Below are 20,562 nucleotides of genomic sequence, written 5' to 3' on the forward strand. Positions count from 1 at the left end.
GCGGGGTGGGATGGACCCCATGCAGAAAGCGGTTTCCCAACCTTCCGCCGAATCCCTGGCGCGTTTTGACCACCTCGACCACCGCTACCGCGGCGAGAACCCCTTCCGCACCCTGGGTCACCTCCTGCGGCCCGACCGGGGCCGACTGGCACTCGCTGTCGTCTTCTTCGTCGTGAAGCACAGCCCCATCTGGCTGCTTCCCCTCATCACCGCCACGGTCCTGGACGTGGTCGTCCAGCACGGCCCGGAATCCAGGCTGTGGAAGGCCACCGGCGTCCTGTTGTTCATCCTCGTGATCAACTATCCGCTGCACCAGTGGTACGTACGCTGCCTCGGCGGAAGCATCCGGCGCATGGGCACGACCCTGCGCTCGGCGCTGTGCCGCCGCATGCAGCAGTTGTCCATCGGCTATCACTCACGGGTCAGTTCGAGCGTGCTGCAGGCCAAGGTGGTCCGTGACGTTGAGTCGGTGGAGCAGATGATGCAGCAGAGCGCCGACATGGGGCTCGGCGCCGTCGTGACCCTGGTCGGCGGTCTCGTCGTCATCGGGCTGCGGGTACCCGCCTTCCTTCCGGTCTTCCTGGTCGTGGTGCCCGCGGCCGGCTTCCTCGTGATGAGGCTCCGGGCCCGGCTGCGCAGCCACAACGAGTCCTTCCGGCGCGAGGTCGAACAGCTCTCCTCCCGTGTGGGCGAGATGACCACCCTGATCCCCATCACCCGCGCCCACGGACTGGAGCGCACCGCGCTCGGCAGGGTCGACGGCTCGCTGCGCCAGGTCTTCGCGGCCGGTCTGCGCCTGGACGTGATCAACGGCCGCTTCGGATCGCTCGCCTGGGTCATCCTCAACACGCTCGGCGTGCTGTGCCTGACCGGGTCCGCGCTGGTCGCGTACCACGGCTGGATGCCCATAACCCCCGGCGACGTCGTGATGCTCAGCGCCTTCTTCACCGTCCTGACCGGTTCCGTGACCACGCTGCTGGGCCTGGCCCCCATCCTCACCAAGGGACTGGAGTCGGTGCGTTCGGCGGGCGAGGTGCTCCAGGCACCCGACCTCGAACACAACGCCGGCAAGGCACAGGTCGACCGCGTCACCGGCCGGATCGACTTCGAGGACGTCGGCTTCGCCTACGAGGACGCGGCCCCCGCGGTCGACGGCTTCACCCTCTCCGCACGGCCGGGCGAGACCATCGCGCTGGTCGGCGCGTCGGGGGCGGGCAAGTCGACTGTCCTTAACCTCCTCATCGGCTTCATCCGGCCGACGTCGGGCCGCATCATGCTCGACGGCACGGACATGGCGGGGCTCGACCTGCGCAGCTACCGGCGGTTCCTGTCCGTGGTTCCGCAGGAGTCGATCCTCTTCGAGGGCAGCATCCGGGAGAACGTGACGTACGGGATGGGTGACACGGACGAGGCGACGCTCCTGCGCGCGCTGACGGACGCCAACGCGCTGGAGTTCGTCAAACAACTGCCGCACGGCCTCGACACGGTCGTCGGTGAGCGGGGCGCACGCCTGTCGGGCGGCCAGAAGCAGCGTCTCGCCATCGCCCGGGCGCTGATCCGCGACCCCCGGGTACTGGTGCTCGACGAGGCCACGTCCGCGCTGGACAACCGCTCCGAGGCGCTCGTGCAGGAGGCCCTCTCCCGGCTCGTGCACGGCCGTACCGTCTTCGTCGTCGCCCACCGGCTCTCCACGATCCAGGGCGCCGACCGCATCGTGGCGATGGAGGGCGGCCGGATCGCGGAGGTCGGGACGCACGAGGAACTGATCGGCCGGGAAGGCGTGTACGCGGGCCTGCAGCCCGCCTTCCCGTAGCGGAGCCCGGACGCGTGTCCGCGGTGCCTGCCGTCCGCCGGTCCGCCGACGGCGGCGCCCCGTGGCTCACCAGTCGTGGACGCTGCCGTCCCGGAGTCGGTTGACCGGGAGGTAGGCCTGTGCGTACGGATGCGCGGCCGCCGCCTCCTCGTCCAGTTCCACACCGATGCCCGGCGTCTCGCCCGGGTGCAGGTACCCGTCGGTGAAGGTGTAGGCATGCCGGAACACCTCCCTGGTGGCGGGGGTGTGTCCCGAGTACTCCTGGATGCCGAAGTTGTGGACGGCGAGGTCGAGGTGGACGGCCGCGGCCATCCCGACCGGGGAGATGTCCTCCGGCCCGTGGACGGCGCTCCTGACCTGGTACTGGGCTGCGAAGTCGAAGAGCTTGCGCAACGGTGTGACACCGCCGAAGTGGGTCACCGCGGAACGCGCGTAGTCGATCAGCTGTTCGGTGATCAGCGTCTGGTAGTCGTACACGGTGTTGAAGACCTCGCCGACAGCCAGGGGCGTGGTGGTGTGGCGGCGCACCAGACGCAGCGCCTCCTGGTTCTCGGCGGGCGTGCAGTCCTCCAGCCAGAACGGCCGGTAGGGCTCCAGGTCCTTGCCGAGCCGCGCCGCCTGGACCGGGGTGAGCCGGTGGTGGGCGTCGTGCAGCAGCGGGAGTTCGCCGCCGAACTCCGCTCGCACCGCCTCGAAGACGGCCGGCGTGTGACGCAGGTACGCGTCCGTGTCCCAGTCCTCGACCAGGGGCCGGGCCTGCTGGTGGGCGACCGTCCCCCCTGCCTCGTCCTTGGCGTAGACCCCGTACACGGCCTTGAGTCCGGGAATGCCCGTCTGGATGCGGACGGCGGGGTAGCCCTCGGCGAGCCTGGCCCGTACGGAGTCGAGGAGTTCGGGGATGTCACGGCCGTTGGCATGGCCGTAGGTGCCGATACGGTCCCTGCTCGCGCCGCCCAGCAACTGGTAGAGCGGCAGACCGGCGGCCTTCGCCTTGATGTCCCACAGGGCCACGTCCACGGCGGCGATCGCGGCCATGGTCACCGGCCCGCGCCGCCAGTAGGCGCCGCGGTAGAGGTACTGCCAGGTGTCCTCGATCCTGTGCGGGTCGAGGCCGGTGAGCAGGGGCGCCACATGGTCGGTGAGGTAGCTGACGACGGCCAGCTCCCGTCCGTTGAGCGTGGCGTCGCCGAGGCCGGTGAGGCCTTCGTCGGTGGTCAGCTTCAGGGTGACGAAGTTGCGTCCCGGGCTGGTGACGACGACTTTGGCGTCGATGATCTTCATGCGCGCTCCCTTGCGGAGACGAGGGCGAGGAACCCGGGGTCACCCAGGCCCGCCTGCCGACTGAAATCGCCGCTCAGGCCGAGCAGTTCGGCCGTGGGAGCGGGCTTCCCGGTGGTCGCGGCCACGTCCCGGGTTCGTCCACGTCCGTCAATTCGCTGAGCTGCCGCATACACACATCGTCGCATCACCCCACGGCCGGACCACCGGCAGGGGATCACAGGTCAGACCCCCTGCGATCGCGGCCCCTTCCGGCCGCCCGCCGCCACCTACCCGTGAGTAGGGTCACTTCCCGGCAGCCGGCGCGCATGACTCCCCCCTTCCGGGGCATGTGGCCAGACCGCCGGGAATCACCCGGCGTCGAACCCATGGCCACCGAAAGGGCAGCACACGACGTGTCGGCACAACACACCATCCAGGTAGCGGGAGAGTGGCGCGCGGCCGCCTCCGGCGCCACCCGCGAGATCCTCGACCCCGTCGACGCGACAGCCTTCGCCGTCGTGTCGGAGGGCGGCGTCGTGGACGCGGACGCCGCGGTCGCCGCCGCCAGGACCGCCTTCGACGCGGGGCCCTGGCCGCACACCCCCGTCGCCGAGCGCGCCGCGCTGCTCAGGCGCGTGGCAGACCTCCTGGAGCGCGACAGGGAGCGACTCGGTGCCCTGGAGTGCCGTGACGCGGGCAAGACCCTCGAAGAGGGCCGGGTCGACGTGGACTGTGTGCGCGATGCCTTCCGGTACTTCGCCGACCTCGTGATGAACGAGAGCGGCGGACGGGTCGTCGACGCCGGTTCCGAGGAGATCCACAGCGTCGTGGTGCATGAGCCCGTGGGCGTCTGCGGTCTCATCACCCCTTGGAACTATCCCCTGCTCCAGGCGAGTTGGAAGATCGCTCCGGCGCTCGCCGCAGGAAACACCTTTGTGATCAAGCCCAGCGAGATCACCCCGCTCACCACCGTCGCCCTCGTCGCGCTGCTCGCCGAGGCCGGACTGCCCTCCGGTGTGGCCAACATCGTGACCGGCCCGGGCGCCACGGTCGGTGCCCGGCTGTCGGAGCACCCCGATGTCGATCTGGTCTCCTTCACCGGTGGGCTCACCAGCGGTACGAAGGTGATGCGAGCCGCCGCGGACTCGGTCAAGAAGGTCGCGCTCGAACTCGGCGGCAAGAACCCCAACGTGGTGTTCGCCGACGCGTGCGCCACCGAGGACGGTTTCGACACCGCCGTCGACCAGGCGCTGAACGCCGCGTTCATTCACAGCGGCCAGGTCTGCTCCGCCGGTTCCAGGCTGATCGTCGAGGAGTCGGTGCGCGAGCGGTTCGTGACCGAGCTCGCCCGGCGCGCCGAGCGGATCCGCATCGGCCGCGGCACGGACGAGGGTGTCGAGTGCGGTCCGCTGGTCTCCGCCGGGCAGCTCGCCAGGACCGAGGAGTTCGTCGCCTCGGCGCTCAAGGAGGGCGCCGTGCTGCGGGCGGGCGGCGAGCGTCCGCAGGGGCCCGGCTACTTCTACCGGCCGACGCTCCTGGACCACTGCGACCGCTCCATGCGGGTCGTGCGCGAGGAGGTGTTCGGGCCGGTGCTGACCGTCGAGACCTTCCGCACGGAGGACGAGGCCGTGGCTCTCGCCAACGACACCGAGTACGGCCTGGCCGGCGGGGTGTGGACATCCGACGCGGGCCGCGGCCGGCGGGTCGCGGCACGGCTCCGGCACGGCACGGTCTGGATCAACGACTTCCACCCCTACCTGCCGCAGGCGGAGTGGGGCGGCTTCGGCAAGTCCGGCATCGGGCGTGAGCTCGGCCCGACGGGTCTGGCCGAGTACCGCGAGGCCAAGCACATCTACCAGAACCTCGCCCCGCGCCCGGTGCGCTGGTTCGCGGGCTGAACGGGGAGCAGAGGCGATGGAGAACGACATGACCGCGTACGACTACGTCATCGTGGGTGGCGGCACCGCCGGTTCGGTGATCGCGTCCCGGCTGACGGAGAACCCCGACGTCACCGTCGCCCTGATCGAGGGCGGGCCGAGCGACGTGGGGCGCGACGACGTGCTGACGCTGCGCCGCTGGATGGGCCTGCTCGGGGGTGAGCTGGACTACGACTACCCCACGACCGAGCAGCCCCGCGGCAATTCGTACATCCGCCACAGCAGGGCCCGGGTGCTCGGCGGCTGCTCGTCGCACAACACCCTGATCGCGTTCAAGCCGCTGCCGTCGGACTGGGACGAGTGGGCGGCCGCCGGTGCGGCGGGGTGGGACGCCCCGTCGATGGACCCGTACTTCGACCGGCTGCGCAACAACATCGTCCCCGTCGACGAGGCCGACCGGAACGCCATCGCACGCGACTTCGTCGAAGCGGCGCAGTCGGCGCTCGGGGTGCCGCGCGTCGAGGGCTTCAACAAGGAGGCCTTCCAGGAGGGTGTGGGGTTCTTCGACCTCGCCTACCACCCGCAGGACAACAAGCGTTCCTCCGCCTCGGTCGCGTACCTGCACCCCTTCCTCGACCGGCCGAACCTCCATATCGCCCTGGAGACCTGGGCGTTCCGCCTGGAGTTCGACGGCACCCGGGCCACCGGTGTGCGGGTGCGGACGGCGGACGGCGAGGAGCGGGTGGTGCGGGCCCGGCGCGAAGTGGTGGTGTGCGCGGGCGCGGTCGACACGCCCCGGCTGCTGATGCACTCCGGCATCGGTCACCGCGCCGAACTGGAGAAGCTCGGCATTCCGGTGCTGCACGATCTGCCCGGGGTCGGCGAGAACCTCCTCGACCACCCCGAATCGGTCATCGTCTGGGAGACCCACGGGCCGATTCCGGAGAACTCCGCCATGGACAGCGACGCCGGGCTGTTCGTACGACGGGATCCGGACAGCGCGGGCCCCGACCTGATGTTCCACTTCTACCAGATCCCCTTCACGGACAATCCCGAGCGGCTCGGCTACGAGCGACCGCCGCACGGGGTGTCGATGACGCCGAACATCCCCAAGCCGCGCAGCCGCGGCCGGCTGTACCTGACGAGCCCCGACCCCGAGGTCAAACCGGCTCTGGACTTCCGCTACTTCACCGACGCCGAGGACTACGACGGACGCACCCTCGTCGACGGGATCAGGATCGCCCGGGAGATCGCCGCCCGGGAGCCGCTGGCCGGCTGGCTGAAGCGTGAGGTCTGCCCGGGGCCGGAGGTCACCTCCGACGAGGACCTGAGCGAGTACGCGCGCAAGGTCGCGCACACCGTCTACCACCCGGCCGGAACCTGCCGGATCGGCGCGCCCGACGACGCGCGCGCCGTGGTCTCGCCGGATCTGCGGATCCGGGGACTCGACGCCATCCGGATAGCCGACGCGTCGGTCTTCCCGGCCATGCCTGCCGTCAACCCGATGATCGGGGTGCTGATGGTCGGCGAGAAGTGCGCGGACCTGCTCGGCGCCACCTATGGGGGTCATGCCTGATGAACACGCCACCGCACGTCTTCTCCGTACGCGATCTCTGGAAGGTGTTCGGCCCGAAGGCGGACCGGATACCCGGTGACGCCGAACTAGGGGCGCTCGACGCCGCGGAGCTGCGCGCCCGCACCGGCTGCACCGCCGCCGTGCGTGACGTCTCCTTCGACGTCCGCAAGGGCGAGGTGTTCGTCGTGATGGGACTGTCCGGTTCGGGCAAGTCCACACTCGTGCGCTGCCTCACCCGGCTCATCGAGCCGACGTCGGGTGCGATCACGATGGACGGCGAGGACGTGCTGTCGATGAACGCCGGGCGGCTGCGCGAGCTGCGCCGTCACCGGGCGGCGATGGTCTTCCAGCACTTCGGTCTGCTTCCGCACCGCTCGGTCCTCGACAACGTCGCCTATGGCCTGGAGATCCAGGGCATGGGCCGGTCCGAGCGCCGCGAGCGTGCGGCCGGGTTCATCGCCAAGGTCGGCCTCGACGGGCTGGAGAGCCGTCGACCCGGGCAGCTCTCCGGAGGGCAGCAGCAGCGGGTCGGGCTGGCGCGCGCGCTCGCCGTCGACCCCGAGGTGCTGCTGTTCGACGAGCCGTTCAGCGCACTCGACCCGCTGATCCGCCGCGACATGCAGGAGGAGGTCGTGCGGCTGCACCGTGAGGAGGGCCGCACCATGGTCTTCATCACCCATGACCTGAACGAGGCGCTCAAGCTCGGCGACCGCATCGCGCTGATGCGCGACGGCCGGATCGTGCAGCTCGGCACGCCGGAGGAGATCGTGGGCTCGCCCGCCGACGACTACGTCCGCGACTTCGTCCGTGACGTGCCGCGCGAGCAGGTGGTGACCGTGCGGGCCGCCATGCGTTCCGCCGACGGCGCGGAGAGCGTCTCCGGTCCCGCGCTGGCGCCGAATGCCACCGTCTCGGAGGCGATCGAGGCGGTCGTCCGCACCGGGGAGACGGCACGCGTGGTCGAGAACGGCCGCTGCCTGGGCGTGGTCGACCACGCGTGCCTGCTCGGCGTCGTGGCCGGGGTCCCGGCCGTGAAGGAGGCCGCGTGATGCGCGTGGACAACGCCTCAGGGCCCCCGGGCCACGCGTACGGCACCGGAAGGCGGGCGATATGACGGCCACCGCGACCACCGCTCCGATCGGCGCGCCGGGGCCCTCCGCTTCCCTCGCCCGGTACCGCACGCCACTCCTGCTGGCCGGCGCGGCCGTGCTGCTGGTGCTCGGCACCGTCCTCGTCGGCCGCGGTGCGTGGCCGACGGCCCTCACCGTCGATCTTTCCGGACCGCTCGGTGACGTGAGTGACTGGATCATCGACAACCGCGACACGCATCCGCTGTTCCTCTACCTCTTCGGGCACCTCAGCAACGCCGTCGTGCTCTCGGTCCGCGGTGTCTATCTGGTCCTCCTCGCCGCCGGCTGGGCCGGTGTCACGGCGGCCGCCGGACTCATCGCCTGGCGGGTGGCGGGCGTCAGGCTCGCCCTGACCGCCGTCATCGCCTTCCTCGCCTGCGCCGTGCTCGGCATGTGGGTGCCCACCATGCAGACGCTGGCACTGATGGTCATCGCGGTCCTGGCCTCGGTGGCTCTCGGTGCCGTCCTCGGTCTGGCCGCCGGGCTGTCGGACCGCGTCTTCCGCATCCTGCGGCCGGTCCTGGACACCATGCAGGTCATGCCGGCCTTCGCGTATCTGCTGCCGGTGGTCCTGGTGTTCGGCATCGGTGTGCCCGCCGCCGTCCTCGCGACCGTCGTCTACGCGGCGCCGCCGATGGCCCGGCTGACGGCTCTGGGCCTGCGCGACGCGGACGCGGGTGTGATGGAGGCGTCGGCCTCGCTCGGTGCCACGGGACGGCAGCGGCTGCTCACCGCCCGTCTTCCGCTGGCGCGCAGGGAACTGCTGCTCGGCCTCAACCAGACGATCATGATGGCTCTGTCGATGGCCGTCATCGCCTCCGTGATCGGCGCGGGCGGTCTCGGTGACCGCGTCTACCAGGCACTCGCGTCCGTCGACGTGGGCGCCGCGCTCGCGGCCGGGATTCCGATCGTGCTGCTCGCCGTGGTGCTCGACCGGGTCACCGCCGCGGCCGGCAACCGCATCGGCGCGGCGCCCCGTGCAGGATCCGCCCGCCTTGGATGGGCCGTAGCCGCGGCCGGCACGGTGGTCGCCGCGGTCGCGGCGCGCCTGGCCTCCGGGACGGGCTGGCCGGACGGCTGGACGGCCGACATCACCCGTCCCGTCAACAAGGCCGTCGGCTGGATGACCGACCACCTGTACTCCGGTGTGCCCGTGATCGGGGGCACCGCGGACTGGGCCGGACGGTTCACGACCTGGGTCCTGGACCCGGTGCGCGACGGACTGCAGTGGCTGCCCTGGTGGGCGGTGCTCCTGCTGATCGCCGTGCTCGCCCTGCTGATCGGCACCTGGCGCACCGCGCTGACCGCCGTCCTCGCGATGGCCGCGATCGGCGTCCTCGACGTCTGGGACCCGGCGCTCGACACGTTGTCCCAGGTGCTGGCCGGTGTCGCGGTGACGCTGGTGGCCGGGTTCGCCATCGGGATCGCCGCCTCCCGCAGCACCCGCGTGGAGCGGCTGCTGCGCCCCGTGCTGGACGTCTTCCAGACGATGCCGCAGTTCGTCTATCTCATCCCGGTCGTCGCGCTGTTCGGCGTCGGCCGCGCACCGGCGGTGGCCGCCGCCGTCATCTACGCGCTGCCCGCCGTCGTACGGATCACCACGCAGGGGATGAACGGCGTCGACCCCACCGCCATGGAGTCCTCGCGCTCGCTCGGTGCGACGGGCGTCCAGCAACTGCTGAAGGTCCAGTTGCCGCTGGCCCGCCCGGCGCTGCTGCTCGCCGTCAACCAGGGCGTCGTCCTGGTCCTGGCCGTCGTGGTGATCGGCGGACTGGTCGGCGGAGGCGCTCTCGGCTACTCCGCCGTGTTCGGCCTCGCGCAGGGCGACCTGGCGACCGGTCTCGTGGCCGGCGCGGCGATCGTCCTCCTCGGCCTGATGCTCGACCGGGTCACCCAGCCGACCCTGCGCCGCTCCGGAAAGGGGGCCTGACATGGCTCGTACGCGTACCCCTGTCGCCGTGCTCGCATCGGCCACGGCCCTCGTCGCCGTGGCGGGCTGCGGGGCGGCGGACATGACGCAGCAGGCCTCCCCGTTCGCCAACGCGCGGGGCGCGAAGACAGTGACCCTGTCCGTGCAGTCGTGGGTGGGGGCCCAGGCCAATGTCGCCGTGGCCGAGTACCTCCTCGAACACGAGCTGGGCTATCGGGTGGACACCGTGCAGATCGACGAGGTGCCGGCCTGGGACGCCCTCAGCCAGGGCCGGGTGGACGCGATCCTGGAGGACTGGGGCCACCCGGACCAGGAGGCACGGTACGTCGACGACAAGAAGACGATCCGGTCGGGCGGCGAGCTCGGCGTCACCGGTCACATCGGCTGGTTCGTGCCGACGTACTTCGCGAAGGCGCATCCCGATGTCACCGACTGGCACAACCTCGACAAGTACGCCGACAGCTTCCGCACGGCGGAGAGCGGCGGCAAGGGGCAGCTGCTGGACGGTTCGCCGTCGTACGTCACCAACGACAAGGCTCTCGTGCGGAATCTCGACCTGGACTACCAGGTCGTCTTCTCCGGGTCCGAGGCCGCGCAGATCACCCAGATCAAGCAGTTTGCCAAGGGAAAGAAGCCGTTCCTCACCTACTGGTACAAGCCGCAGTGGCTGTTCGAGCAGGTGCCGATGACGGAGGTGAAGCTTCCGGCGTACGAGGAGGGCTGCGACGCCGAGCCCGAGAAGGTGGCGTGCGCCTACCCGCACACACCGCTGAAGAAGTACCTCAACGCGCGCTTCGCCGGCACCGGCGGCAAGGCCGCCTCGTTCCTCAAGAAGTTCAACTGGGGTACGGAGGACCAGAACAAGGTCGCGCTGATGATCGCCGATCAGAAGATGTCGCCCCAGGACGCGGCCAAGAAGTGGGTGGACGCGAACGAGGAGAAGTGGCGGGCCTGGATACCTGACTGACGGCCTGACGGGTGCTGCCCCGGCCGCGCCGGGACAGCACCCCTTCGTCGCTCAGCCGCACTCCGTCCCGTTGAGCGTGAACGAGGACGGTGACGGTCCCGGCGCACCGGCGGCCTGGAATCCGAAGGAGACGCTGCCGCCCACCGCAATGCCCGCGTTGTGGGTCGCGTTCCTCACCGTGACGCGGGAGCCCGCCTGGGTGGCGGTCGCGTTCCAGGCGTTGGTGACCGTCTCGGCCCCGCCGAAGGCGAAGCCCAACTGCCAGCCGCTGACCGGCTCCGTCCCGGTGTTCCGGACGGACACGTCGGCCGTGAATCCACTGCCCCAGGACTGGCTGACCCGGTAGGTGACCGCGCAGGAGCCGGCCGGGCCGGGTGTATCGGTCGGATCGGGCGTCGGTGTCGGGTCGGGAGTCGGTGTCGGATCCGGGGTCGTGGTGGGGTCGGGGGTCGTGGTCGGGTCGGGGGTCGGTTCCGGGTCGGTGCCGCCCGGTGCGCTCCCCCACTGCGGCGCCGCACCCTCCAGCAGCACCATGTGCGGCGCGTCCACCGGCGTGGTGCCTGGCGTCGTGGCCGACCCGGGATAGGACCAGTCGTTCGCCGGGTTCCAGGCCCCGGACGAGGTGATGCGGAACTGCACCTCCTTGCGGTACGCGGACTGGCCGGCCGGCGCGATGTCCGTGCCGGAGCAGTCCACCGTCGCGTAGTAGACGTCGCCCGCCTCATGGGTGGGGCCCGTCACCTTGCCGCACTGGTTGTAGTTGGTCGTGAAGCTGATCTGCCCGGGGGTGACGCCGGGCTCCAGGGTGAAGTAGTAGCGCACGGACGCGTCGGTGAGGGCGCGCGCCGGCCACGCGGACTTGTTGACCAGATACGCCTTGATCTCGGTGAAGTTGCTGCCCGCCGCGTTGACCGATGCCTGGACGGACATCTCGGGCCCGTCCGGTGTCTCCTGCCGCGGGAAGTCCGCGAGCGGGGCGCCGCCGTACTCGCCGTAGAGTCGGGCCAGCGCGCCGGTGAAGGCCGCGTTGTAGTCGGTGGCGACCTCGTTGTTGACGTAGTTGGAGCGGTCGTCGGTGTACGTGTCGTCCGCCGCGCTGGGCCCGCCGACCAGTGCACCGTAGAGCGTGTGCCTGCTCTCCACGGGGTTGTTCATCTGGTCCGTCCACGAGCCGTGGGCGGTGCGGTGGTGCGGCTTGGTCGGCGGATTGCTGCCGAAGCCGACCACGTAACTCGACTTGCGCGGGTTGTCGCCGAGCGCGTAGTCGATCTGGCGGACGGCGAAATCGTGGTAGCGGGCCTTGCGTGTGGTGTCGGTCAGCCAGTCCGAGTAACTCAGCGCCACGAAGGCGGTGTTCGCCGCGTACCGCAGCGATCCCCAGCTGTCCAGCACGGCCTGGCCACCGGGCGAGTAGGCCACCCGTTGGCCGTTGACACCGACCGTCCACCAGTCGAGCCAGCGGTTCGCGTCGTCGACGTACTTCTGCTTCCCCGTCAGCTGCGCCAGCAGCACGTACGCCCCGTAGGAACTGTCGTCCCAGGACAGGGTCCAGCGGTAGGACCGGGTGCTGCTCTGCGGCTCGGTCGAGAGGTTGTCGTAGAGGGACTCGGCCTTGGTGAGGTAGGCGGCGTCACCCGTGGCTCTGTACAGCCAGATCGCGCCCCAGACCAGCTCGTCGTTGTACCCGCTCCAGGAGTTGTAGTACGCCTGCGCGTCGGTGATGCAGTCGCTGTACTTCCCGCGGTAGGTGTCCGCGAAGGCGTACAGCTGCTTCGCGTGGGTGATCAGCTTCGTGGCGTACGCCGGGTCACTGTCGGCGAACACCATCGACGAGGAGGCCAGGGCCGCCGCTGTCTGGCCGGCCAGGTCCGTGCCGGGGCATGAGGCGTCGATCTTGTAGGCGGGCCGCTTCATCGGCATCACCTCGGCCGGTCCCCACCACTTGTGGTCGTCCCCGCCGTTGCCCACCTGCCCGTAGAGGACGTTGGGAGACGGATGGGCCTTGAGGAAGTAGTCGTTGACGAAGCGAAGGTTGTTCCTCAGGTACGGAAGCTGGCCGGAGTCGGCGTAGGCGTCCTCCTGTTCGACACCGCCCCAGGCGAGCATGGTGGTGGAGAACGCCATGGGGAGACCGAACTTGACGTGGTCGCCGGCGTCGTACCAGCCACCCGTGAGGTCGAGGCCGGCGTCCTTGCCGTCGTCGAGTGCGGAATCACCGCGCCAGCCGACCCGGTTGGTGCTGGGGAGCGTGCCCGACTGCTGCGCCTCGTAGAACAGCACGGACTTCTGCAGCGCCTCGCCGTAGTCGAAGGCCGGTGCGGCAGCCGCGTTGCCGGAGAGCGACAGCGGGAGCAGCAGGCCGGCACCGAGGGCGAGTGCCAGGGCGATGGCGCCCGGGCGGCCGGGCCGGTGGGCGAGAGGGCCGCCGCCGGCCCGTCGGAGCCGTCTTCGGAGAGCGGCAAAGGTGAGCGAGCGCAACGGAACATCCCCTTCCGTACGTCGGTGGGCGCGCCTGCAACCACTGCATGGGAGCGCTCCCATAGGCGTTGCTCATGAAGCCAGCCATGGAGGGAACCTGTCAATACTTCTGACAGGAACACCTCAGTAAATGGCCTACGGAAGAAGCAGCCGGAGCAGGTGCAGTCGGCCACGCCTGCGGCACGCAGTGCGTCCCGCACTTCCAGGCGGTCCAAGGCGGCATTACGCGCCCGCGGCGGCGAGGTAGTCGTGCTCCAGCAGCCACTTGACGTTCAGCCGCTCCCCCTGTCCCAGATGGCGAGGTTCTGCGGGGCGGTGAGCAGTCCGGCGGTGATGCCGAGTGCGGCACATACGGTGCGCATGCGGTGCATTCAGAGGTCCCCTCGGGTACTGATGATCAAACGTGAGGTGACACAGGGTTCCGCATGATCACCCCATGGATGCGCGGCATGCCGTGCCAACGCCCCGAGAGGGGACTTCTCGCTGTGCGACGTGGCTGCCGGCGTCAGCTCGTCCACGTGGTGGGGCGCGGCGTCAGCCCGTCGTGGTGTCTCCGGCGTCCGCCGGGGGCCCTTCGGTGAGCGCGAACCAGGCCGTCTTGCCCTCCGGTTCGGGGCGCACACCCCACTGGTCGGCCAGGATGTCGAGCAGCATCAGCCCACGGCCCGACGAGGCGAGCTCACCGGGGGTCCGCTGATGGGGCAGCTCGTCACCCCGGTCCATGACCTCGACGAGCAGGCGGCGATGGCCGTTCTCGCCGGTGACGTACGCGTTGAGGGCGCCGTCCTGGTCGGTGTGGACGAGTACGTTGCCGAGGAGTTCGGTCGCCAGGAGCACCGCGGTGTCGACCTGGTCCGGCTTGGCCCAGTCGTGCAGGAGCGCCTTCAGCTGGGCCCGGGCCTCGGAGAGTCCCTCGCCCTGGTCCTGGCCCACGGTCAGCATCAGCCGGCGCCGGCTGACCTCCGCCCGGGCCGGTCCGGGGTCGCGGCGCAGGAGCAGGAGGGCGATGTCGTCGCCGTCCCGCACGGCGTCGTCCTCACCGGCCCCGGGCTCGGTGCTGAGAGCGGCCGCCATCAGCCGGTCGGCCATCCCCTCGAGGTCCTCCACGGGGCCCGGCGAGAACGCGTCACGTACCCGGACCCAGCCGGTGTACATGTCGTGCCCACCGTTCTCGATCAGCCCGTCCGTGCACAGCATGAGGACCTCGTCGTCGTGCAGGCGCACGATGTCGACGGGATAGTCCTCCTCACCCGGCATCAGGCCCAGCGGCAGGCCGCCGCTGACGTGCTTGATCAGACAGGTGCCGTCCGGCGTGCGCAGGACCGGGTGCGGATGTCCGGCCCGCGCGATGTGCAGGTCGCCGGTGGACGGGTCGGCCTCGATGTAGAGGCAGGTGGCGAACCGGTCCTCGTCGAGGGTGGTCAGGAAGCGGGAGGCCCGCGCCAGCACGGCGTCCGGGCCGTGCCCCTCCGCGGCGTACGCGTGCACGGCGGTACGCAGCTGCGCCATGAGCCCAGCGGCGTGCACATCGTGTCCCTGCACGTCGCCGATGACGAGTGCCAGCCGGCCGTTGGGCAGGTCGATGCTGTCGTACCAGTCCCCGCCGACCATGAGCCCTCCCCCGGTCGGTACGTAACGTGTCGCCACGCTCAGTCCGGTCAGGGCGGGACCGTCCGTGCGCATGCTGCGGCGCAGCCCGCGGGAGAGTTCCAGTTCGGCTCTGCTGGCCCGGGCGCGTTCGAGCACCTGGGCGATCATCCGTCCGGTCATCGTCAGCAGGGCACGTTCGGCGGAGGTGAACGCCACCGGTGAGCGGAAGGCGGCCAGCCAGACGCCGGTGATCCGCCCGGCGGTCACGAGCGGAAGGAAGGCCCACGCCTCGCGGTTCTTGCGGGCGGACATGTGCCAGGTGGCCGGGAAGCGGCTCTGGTACTCCTCCCGGGAGGCGAGGTAGACGGCCCGGCCGGTTCTGGCCACTTCGGCGGCCGGGTAGCCGGTCGTCATCGGCATCCGGAACCCCCGGTCAACCCCCCCGGGGTTGAACCCGTACTGCCCCAGGGAGCTCAGGGTGCCGTCGGCCATGCCGAACACGCACTGGCCGTCCAGCGGGAAGTCGGGGTCGTACAGCGCGGCCACCAGCTTCAGGGCCTCGTCGACGGAGTCCGCCTCGGCGACGGCGTGCCCCGCGGAGAGCAGCCGGGCGTCGCGGCGCCTGGCCTCCTCCTCCTGTGCCCCGTCGGCCGTCATCTGCCGTTCCGCGGGGACGGAGCGGGGAGCCTGCATGCGGTTCAGGGCATCGATCTGGTCCAGTTCGGCCTCGAACCCGTCCGGTGGCGGCTCATGCCGTTCACCACCCATCCGGCACCCCTTCGTCGCGATGTCGTCGCCGACTGTTCGTTCCATGCTCCGACGGGAGAGCCGGGTCCGCAGTGCGAGACATCATGGCGGCGGGGGGGGGCCGGGGGGCGGGGCCCCCCCCCGCGGGGGGGCGGCCGGGGGGGGGGGGGGGGGGCGGGGGGGGCGGCCCCCCCCCGCGGCGCGGGAATTCAAAGGTCGGGGCCGGGTCGCGTCGGGGGGTCCGCCACCCGTTACCGGTACGCGGCCGCCCGGCGTACGTCACTGAAGTCGATGGCCCGGTCGGCCTCGCGCAGCGTTTCCTCAGCCACCCGGCGCACCTCGGCCAACACATCCCCGTGTTCCTCCACGAGTCCGGCGTAGATCGGTGCCTCGGTACTGTCGGTGAAACTCACGTCGCACTGCCTCAATCGGTTGTGTTCGCCATCGTTCGGCCGGAAACAGGGGCCGATTCTACGTGGTCGGTCCGCGCCGGCGCAGAGGGCACCGCGGATCGGGCATCCAGGCGTCCCACCTGCGCACTTGTCGGGTTCCATGCTCCTCGGGCCCGCTCCCTCGCCGCCCTCGCGGGGAAAACGGTTGACCTCAAGTCCACTTGAGCTCATAGCGTTCTCTCTGCGCCCCGGTCCCTGACCGGCCACCGGGAGCCGCGCAGGCTTTTTCGCATCCCGGAGGCACCGCATGAGTATGGAAGTCACCGCTTGGTCATCGCTGCACAGCGCGATGAACGCCCAACAGGACCGCAGACCGTTCTCCCGGGCCACTGTGCGGCGGATCGCCGCCTTCGCGCGGCCGCGCCGCCGGGAGCTCTACCGCTTCCTGCTGCTGAGCGTGGTCATGGCGCTGCTGGCGGTGGCCACGCCGGTGCTGGCCGGCCGGGTGGTCGACGCGATCGTCCAGGGCAAGGAGAACGGCACCGTCACGCGGCTCGCGCTGCTGATCGGCGTGATCGCGGTGGCGGAGGCGGGGCTCGGTCTGCTGACCCGTCTGCTGTCGGCGACGCTCGGCGAGGGCCTGATCCTGGACCTGCGTACGGCCGTCTTCGACCACGTCCAGCGGATGCCGGTCGCCTTCTTCACCCGGACCCGCACCGGCGCACTGGTGAGCCGGCTGAACAACGACGTGATCGGGGCGCAGAGGGCCTTCAGCAACACGCTGTCCGGGGTGGTCTCCAATCTGGTGACCCTGTTGCTGACGCTCACGGTGATGCTGACCATCTCCTGGCAGATCACCCTGCTCGCGCTCGTCCTGCTTCCGGTGTTCGTCGTGCCCGCCCGTCGGATGGGCTCCCGCATGGCACGGATGCAGCGGGAGGCGGCCGCACACAACGCGGCCATGGGCACGCAGATGACCGAGCGCTTCTCGGCGCCGGGCGCCACGCTCGTCAAGCTGTTCGGCCGGCCGGATGACGAGTCCGCCGAGTTCGCCGCCCGTGCGAGCCGGGTCCGTGACATCGGTATCCGTACGGCCATGGCCCAGTCCACCTTCATCACGGCCCTCACCCTGGTCTCCGCGCTGGCGCTGGCGCTCGTGTACGGGCTGGGCGGCTACTACGCGCTGCGCGGCAGCCTGGAGCCGGGCGCGGTCGTGGCCCTGGCGCTGCTGCTGACCCGGCTCTACGCCCCGCTGACGGCGCTGGCCGGTGCCCGGGTCGAGGTGATGAGCGCGCTGGTGAGCTTCGAGCGCGTCTTCGAAATCCTCGACCTCAAGCCCCTGATCGCCGAGAAGCCCGATGCGCGCGAGGTGCCGGAGGGGCCGGTGGCCGTGGAGTTCGACGGTGTCTCGTTCGGATATCCGTCGGCCGACAAGGTCTCGCTCGCCTCGCTCGAGGAGGTCGCGACGCTCGACTCCCGCGGTGGTACGGAGGTCCTGCACGAGGTCTCCTTCCGTGCCGAGCCCGGCCGGATGGTGGCCCTGGTCGGCTCGTCCGGCGCCGGCAAGTCCACGATCGCGCAGTTGCTGCCCCGGCTGTACGACGCCGATTCGGGTGCCGTACGGCTGGGCGGCGTCGACGTACGCGATCTGACGGCCAAGTCGATCCGCGAGACGCTCGGGATGGTCACCCAGGACGGGCACCTCTTCCACGAGTCCGTCCGCGCCAATCTGACCCTGGCCAGGCCGGGGGCGACCGAGGACGAGATCTGGGACGCGCTGCGGCGCTCCCGGCTCGACGGGCTGGTGGCCTCCCTGCCCGACGGGCTCGACACGGTGGTGGGCGAGCGCGGCTACCGGCTGTCCGGCGGTGAGCGTCAGCGGCTGACGATCGCCCGGCTGCTGCTGGCCCGCCAGCGCGTGGTCATCCTCGACGAGGCGACGGCGCACCTCGACTCCACGTCGGAGGCCGCGGTGCAGGAGGCCCTCGCGGAGGCGCTGGAGGGGCGCACCGCCGTGGTGATCGCGCACCGGCTGTCGACCGTGCGCGCGGCCGACCTGATCCTCGTGGTCGAGGAGGGCCGGGTGGTCGAGCGCGGAACCCACACCGAGCTGCTGGCCGCGGGCGGCCGCTACGAGGAGCTGTACCGGACACAGTTCGCGTCGCCGGAGGCCGGGGAGACGCAGGGGGCGCACGCGGAGTCCGTCTGATCCGGTCCGGTCCCGCCCCGGGCCCGTACACACGCCCACGCGAAATGCCCCCGGTCCGTGCGAACCGGGGGCATTCGTGTGCGCGGTGGTGCCGGGGCGTGGCCGGTCAGTCGGTGTCGGTCTCCTCGGCGGTGACGGAGCCGGTGGCCGCGTCGACGTCGACGGTGGTCTCGTTCCAGCTCTTGTCCACGACGTCCACCGACCAGACGAGAACGTTCTTGTCGTTCTCGTCCAGTTCCAGGGAGGTGACCGTGCCCTTCTTCTTGTCCGTGGCCGCCTTCGCCGCCTGCTGGGGGGTCTGCTTGGCCTTGGCGATCCAGCCGGCCGTGCGGCTCATGTCCTCGGAGTCCTGGTCGGAGTTCTCGGTGGACTTGACGACCTTGCCGGAGACGGCGTCGATGCGCACGATGTGCTCGGTTCCGTCCTTCGCGGCGACCGTGGCGACCCACTCCGGGCCGGTGGCGGCCGGCGAGGCACTGGCGTCGCTGGGCGAGGCCCCGGTGGCCTTCGGGGAGGCGCTGGCGCTCCCGGACGGGGAGGCGCTGTTGCCCGACGGCGAGGCGCTCGCGCTGGGCGACGCGCTCTCCCGGTCGGTGTCGTCGTCCGACTTGCCCGGGCCTCGCAGGTCGAGTTCGACCACCTTGCCGCCGCTGACGGCACCCTCGGCCGTCGTGACGGCCTTGTCGAAGGTGATCTTGGTGGAGTCCAGCAGCTTCTTGCGGTCCTTCTGGTCCTTGGTCATCGAGGCGCTGGGGGACGCGCTCTTGCTCGCACTGTCCGAGGGCGTGGTGGTCCGCTCCGGGACGGCACGCGCGGCTTCCGAGGTGGCGGTGCCCGTCGAGGTGTCGCCGCTGTCCTGGCCGCAGCCCGTGAGCAGGGCCGCGGCCAGGAGGACGCCGGCTGCGCCGACGGCACGCAGGCGCTGGGTGCGGAGGAATCCGGTGTTCTTCGGTGGGGAGTCACATGTCATGCCCGCATACCTAACCGCGCCGCAGGTCCTGCATGACGTGCCACCGCCGGTGTCACCCGATCGACCGAGAACCCGTCTTCAGGGCTGTGCGTCCTCGGGGATGCTCACCAGCCACCGGGTCGCCCGGCGGGGCCGCAGGTACAGGGCCCAGTAGAGCGTGGCGACCGCGGTGATCCCGCCGGTCCAGAGCAGGTACTGGGTCTCCTGCTGGGTCAGGATGTACGCGAGGACGAGGATGAGCAGCACGGGGATCGCGGGCCAGAGCGGCATACGCCAGGCGGGCGCGTCGCGGTGGGAGCCGCGGCGGCAGAGCAGCGCCGCGATGGCCACCAGCAGGTACATGGCGGTGACGGAGACGCCGGTCACTCCGTACAGGGTGTCGAGACTGACGAAGCAGAGGGCGGCTCCCGGAACGCCGACGAGCAGCGTCGCCACCCATGGCGAGCCGAACCGGCCGAGCCGCGACAGGGCGTGGTTGACCGGGGCGGGCCATGCCTTGTCGCGTGCGGAGGCGAACAGGACCCGGGAGTTCTGGATGACCATGACGATGCCGGCGTTGACGATGGCGAGGGCGACGCAGAGGCTGACGAACGTACCCACCGCCGAGTTGGACCACGCCTCGACCATGCCGCTGAGATCGCCGGAGGTCAGCGCGGCGAGGTCGGGTGCGCCCAGGGTGATGGCGATGACCGGGACGAGGATGACGGCCGTCGAGATGGCGAGCGTGGCCAGGACCGTACGGGCCACGTTGCGGCGCGGGTCCTCCAGCTCCTCCGAGAGGTAGACGGCGGTGGAGAAACCCTGGGTGATGAAGAGGGCGATGGCGAGCCCGGAGACGACCATCATGGCGGTGACGGTCGAGGTCGTGCCGCCGGGTGAGGCGACGGAACCGTGCACGAGCGCGGAGGCGCCCCGCTCGGAGTGGGCGAACCCGAGGACGGCGACGACACCGGCGGCGATCACCTCCAGCACCAGGAAGATGCCGGTGATCCACGCGTTCGCGCGCAGGTCGAGGAGGCCCGCGAGGGTGGCCAGCAGCATGACGCCGGCCCCGGCGAGGGAGGCGGGGATGTGCACGAGGGGCGCGAGGTAGTCGGCGGTCCCCATGGCGATGACCGGGGGAACGATCACGACGACGAGCAGGGAGAGCACGAAGACGAGCCAGCCCGCGAGCCGGCCGGCCATCGTCGACACCATGGCGTATTCGCCGCCGGCGCTGGGGATGAGGGTGCCGAGTTCCGAGTAGCAGAAGGCCACCGCGATACAGAGCAGCGAGCCGATCGCGATGGTGAGCGCGGTGTACGTGCCGAGGCCGGCGAACAGGTCCGGCACCACCACGAAGAGGGTGGAGGCGGGAGTCACGCAGGAGAGCGTGAGCAGGGTTCCCCCGACGACGCCGATGGAACGCTTGAGCTTCTGCGGTGTGGGTCCGGTCGCGGGGGCGAGTGCCTGTGGAGCACTGAGCGTGTCGGTCATCGAGTCGGGTTCCGATCAACAGGTGCGGTGTCTGAGCGCGGGAGCGGTATCGCCTCCGGACGAGGTGTGGTGGATGGTTCCGGTGCTCCCAGCGCGTCATGCAATACCGACGCGTTCCGCAGGTCAATAGCAGTTTTCCTTCGGAAT

Annotated in this window: 14 protein-coding genes; 7 read left to right on the forward strand and 7 right to left on the reverse strand. The window is 70.6% G+C overall.

All coding sequences use genetic code 11. The features are described from left to right. Window positions 1–19: 19 nt before the first annotated feature. Window positions 20–1,813: an ABC transporter ATP-binding protein gene (locus ACFYPA_RS00650; RefSeq protein ID WP_359080202.1), complete on the forward strand. Its 1,794-nt coding sequence runs from the start codon at window positions 20–22 to the stop codon at window positions 1,811–1,813. 66 nt (window positions 1,814–1,879) lie between these two features. On the opposite strand, the gene manD is transcribed toward ACFYPA_RS00650, so the two are convergent. Both manD and ACFYPA_RS00660 read right to left on the reverse strand, forming a co-directional pair. Next, window positions 1,880–3,094: a D-mannonate dehydratase ManD gene (manD, locus tag ACFYPA_RS00655; RefSeq protein ID WP_359080200.1), complete on the reverse strand. Its 1,215-nt coding sequence runs from the start codon at window positions 3,092–3,094 to the stop codon at window positions 1,880–1,882. Continuing rightward, window positions 3,091–3,219 (reverse strand): hypothetical protein, encoded by a 129-nt coding sequence (locus tag ACFYPA_RS00660; protein ID WP_359080198.1) that lies wholly within the window; start codon window positions 3,217–3,219, stop codon window positions 3,091–3,093. The genes manD and ACFYPA_RS00660 overlap by 4 nt, the downstream gene beginning before the upstream one ends. A 240-nt stretch (window positions 3,220–3,459) precedes the next feature. Here ACFYPA_RS00660 and ACFYPA_RS00665 point away from each other — a divergent pair, with 240 nt between their 5' ends. From ACFYPA_RS00665 to ACFYPA_RS00685, 5 genes are all read left to right on the forward strand, one after another. After that, entirely contained in the window at window positions 3,460–4,971 is a 1,512-nt protein-coding gene (locus ACFYPA_RS00665) for an aldehyde dehydrogenase family protein (RefSeq protein WP_359080196.1), read from the forward strand. Window positions 4,972–4,987: 16 nt separating this feature from the next. Next, the gene (locus ACFYPA_RS00670; RefSeq protein WP_389128494.1) at window positions 4,988–6,526 is read left to right on the forward strand and encodes a GMC family oxidoreductase; all 1,539 of its coding nucleotides are present in this window, start codon (window positions 4,988–4,990) and stop codon (window positions 6,524–6,526) included. Continuing rightward, a complete protein-coding gene (locus tag ACFYPA_RS00675) occupies window positions 6,526–7,575 on the forward strand; it encodes a glycine betaine/L-proline ABC transporter ATP-binding protein (RefSeq protein WP_389128496.1) in 1,050 nt (349 codons plus the stop codon). The genes ACFYPA_RS00670 and ACFYPA_RS00675 overlap by 1 nt, the downstream gene beginning before the upstream one ends. A 61-nt stretch (window positions 7,576–7,636) precedes the next feature. Next, on the forward strand, window positions 7,637–9,586 hold the full coding sequence (locus tag ACFYPA_RS00680) for an ABC transporter permease (protein ID WP_389128499.1): 1,950 nt from the start codon (window positions 7,637–7,639) through the stop codon (window positions 9,584–9,586). Window position 9,587: 1 nt separating this feature from the next. Continuing rightward, the gene (locus ACFYPA_RS00685) at window positions 9,588–10,553 is read left to right on the forward strand and encodes an ABC transporter substrate-binding protein (RefSeq protein WP_359080188.1); all 966 of its coding nucleotides are present in this window, start codon (window positions 9,588–9,590) and stop codon (window positions 10,551–10,553) included. A 51-nt stretch (window positions 10,554–10,604) separates the two neighbouring features. On the opposite strand, the gene ACFYPA_RS00690 is transcribed toward ACFYPA_RS00685, so the two are convergent. The 3 genes from ACFYPA_RS00690 to ACFYPA_RS00700 form a co-directional block, all read right to left on the reverse strand. Continuing rightward, entirely contained in the window at window positions 10,605–13,031 is a 2,427-nt protein-coding gene (locus ACFYPA_RS00690; protein ID WP_389128501.1) for a glycoside hydrolase family 9 protein, read from the reverse strand. A 534-nt stretch (window positions 13,032–13,565) separates the two neighbouring features. After that, window positions 13,566–15,389: a SpoIIE family protein phosphatase gene (locus ACFYPA_RS00695; protein ID WP_389129275.1), complete on the reverse strand. Its 1,824-nt coding sequence runs from the start codon at window positions 15,387–15,389 to the stop codon at window positions 13,566–13,568. Between the two features lie 230 nt (window positions 15,390–15,619). Next, a complete protein-coding gene (locus ACFYPA_RS00700; protein WP_359080181.1) occupies window positions 15,620–15,781 on the reverse strand; it encodes a hypothetical protein in 162 nt (53 codons plus the stop codon). Between the two features lie 286 nt (window positions 15,782–16,067). On the opposite strand from ACFYPA_RS00700, the gene ACFYPA_RS00705 reads away from it, so the two are divergent. Next, a complete protein-coding gene (locus tag ACFYPA_RS00705) occupies window positions 16,068–17,969 on the forward strand; it encodes an ABC transporter ATP-binding protein (protein WP_359080180.1) in 1,902 nt (633 codons plus the stop codon). A 106-nt stretch (window positions 17,970–18,075) separates the two neighbouring features. On the opposite strand, the gene ACFYPA_RS00710 is transcribed toward ACFYPA_RS00705, so the two are convergent. Further along, window positions 18,076–18,939, reverse strand: coding sequence for a PepSY domain-containing protein (locus tag ACFYPA_RS00710; RefSeq protein WP_359080178.1), 864 nt, complete (start codon window positions 18,937–18,939; stop codon window positions 18,076–18,078). Window positions 18,940–19,017: 78 nt separating this feature from the next. Next, window positions 19,018–20,415, reverse strand: coding sequence for an APC family permease (locus ACFYPA_RS00715; protein ID WP_359080176.1), 1,398 nt, complete (start codon window positions 20,413–20,415; stop codon window positions 19,018–19,020). Between the last annotated feature and the right edge of the window lie 147 nt (window positions 20,416–20,562).

Source organism: Streptomyces sp. NPDC005775, assembly GCF_042871565.1.
GTDB lineage: Bacteria > Actinomycetota > Actinomycetes > Streptomycetales > Streptomycetaceae > Streptomyces.

Coding starts and splice junctions, on each gene's coding strand:
- ACFYPA_RS00665 (WP_359080196.1), top strand. CDS start 3,460: ATGGCCACCGAAAGGGCAGCACACGACGTGTCGGCACAACACACCATC.
- ACFYPA_RS00650 (WP_359080202.1), top strand. CDS start 20: ATGCAGAAAGCGGTTTCCCAACCTTCCGCCGAATCCCTGGCGCGTTTT.
- ACFYPA_RS00705 (WP_359080180.1), top strand. CDS start 16,068: ATGAGTATGGAAGTCACCGCTTGGTCATCGCTGCACAGCGCGATGAAC.
- ACFYPA_RS00680 (WP_389128499.1), top strand. CDS start 7,637: ATGACGGCCACCGCGACCACCGCTCCGATCGGCGCGCCGGGGCCCTCC.
- ACFYPA_RS00675 (WP_389128496.1), top strand. CDS start 6,526: ATGAACACGCCACCGCACGTCTTCTCCGTACGCGATCTCTGGAAGGTG.
- ACFYPA_RS00685 (WP_359080188.1), top strand. CDS start 9,588: ATGGCTCGTACGCGTACCCCTGTCGCCGTGCTCGCATCGGCCACGGCC.
- ACFYPA_RS00710 (WP_359080178.1), bottom strand. CDS start 18,939: ATGACATGTGACTCCCCACCGAAGAACACCGGATTCCTCCGCACCCAG.
- ACFYPA_RS00695 (WP_389129275.1), bottom strand. CDS start 15,389: ATGGGTGGTGAACGGCATGAGCCGCCACCGGACGGGTTCGAGGCCGAA.
- manD (WP_359080200.1), bottom strand. CDS start 3,094: ATGAAGATCATCGACGCCAAAGTCGTCGTCACCAGCCCGGGACGCAAC.
- ACFYPA_RS00715 (WP_359080176.1), bottom strand. CDS start 20,415: ATGACCGACACGCTCAGTGCTCCACAGGCACTCGCCCCCGCGACCGGA.
- ACFYPA_RS00670 (WP_389128494.1), top strand. CDS start 4,988: ATGGAGAACGACATGACCGCGTACGACTACGTCATCGTGGGTGGCGGC.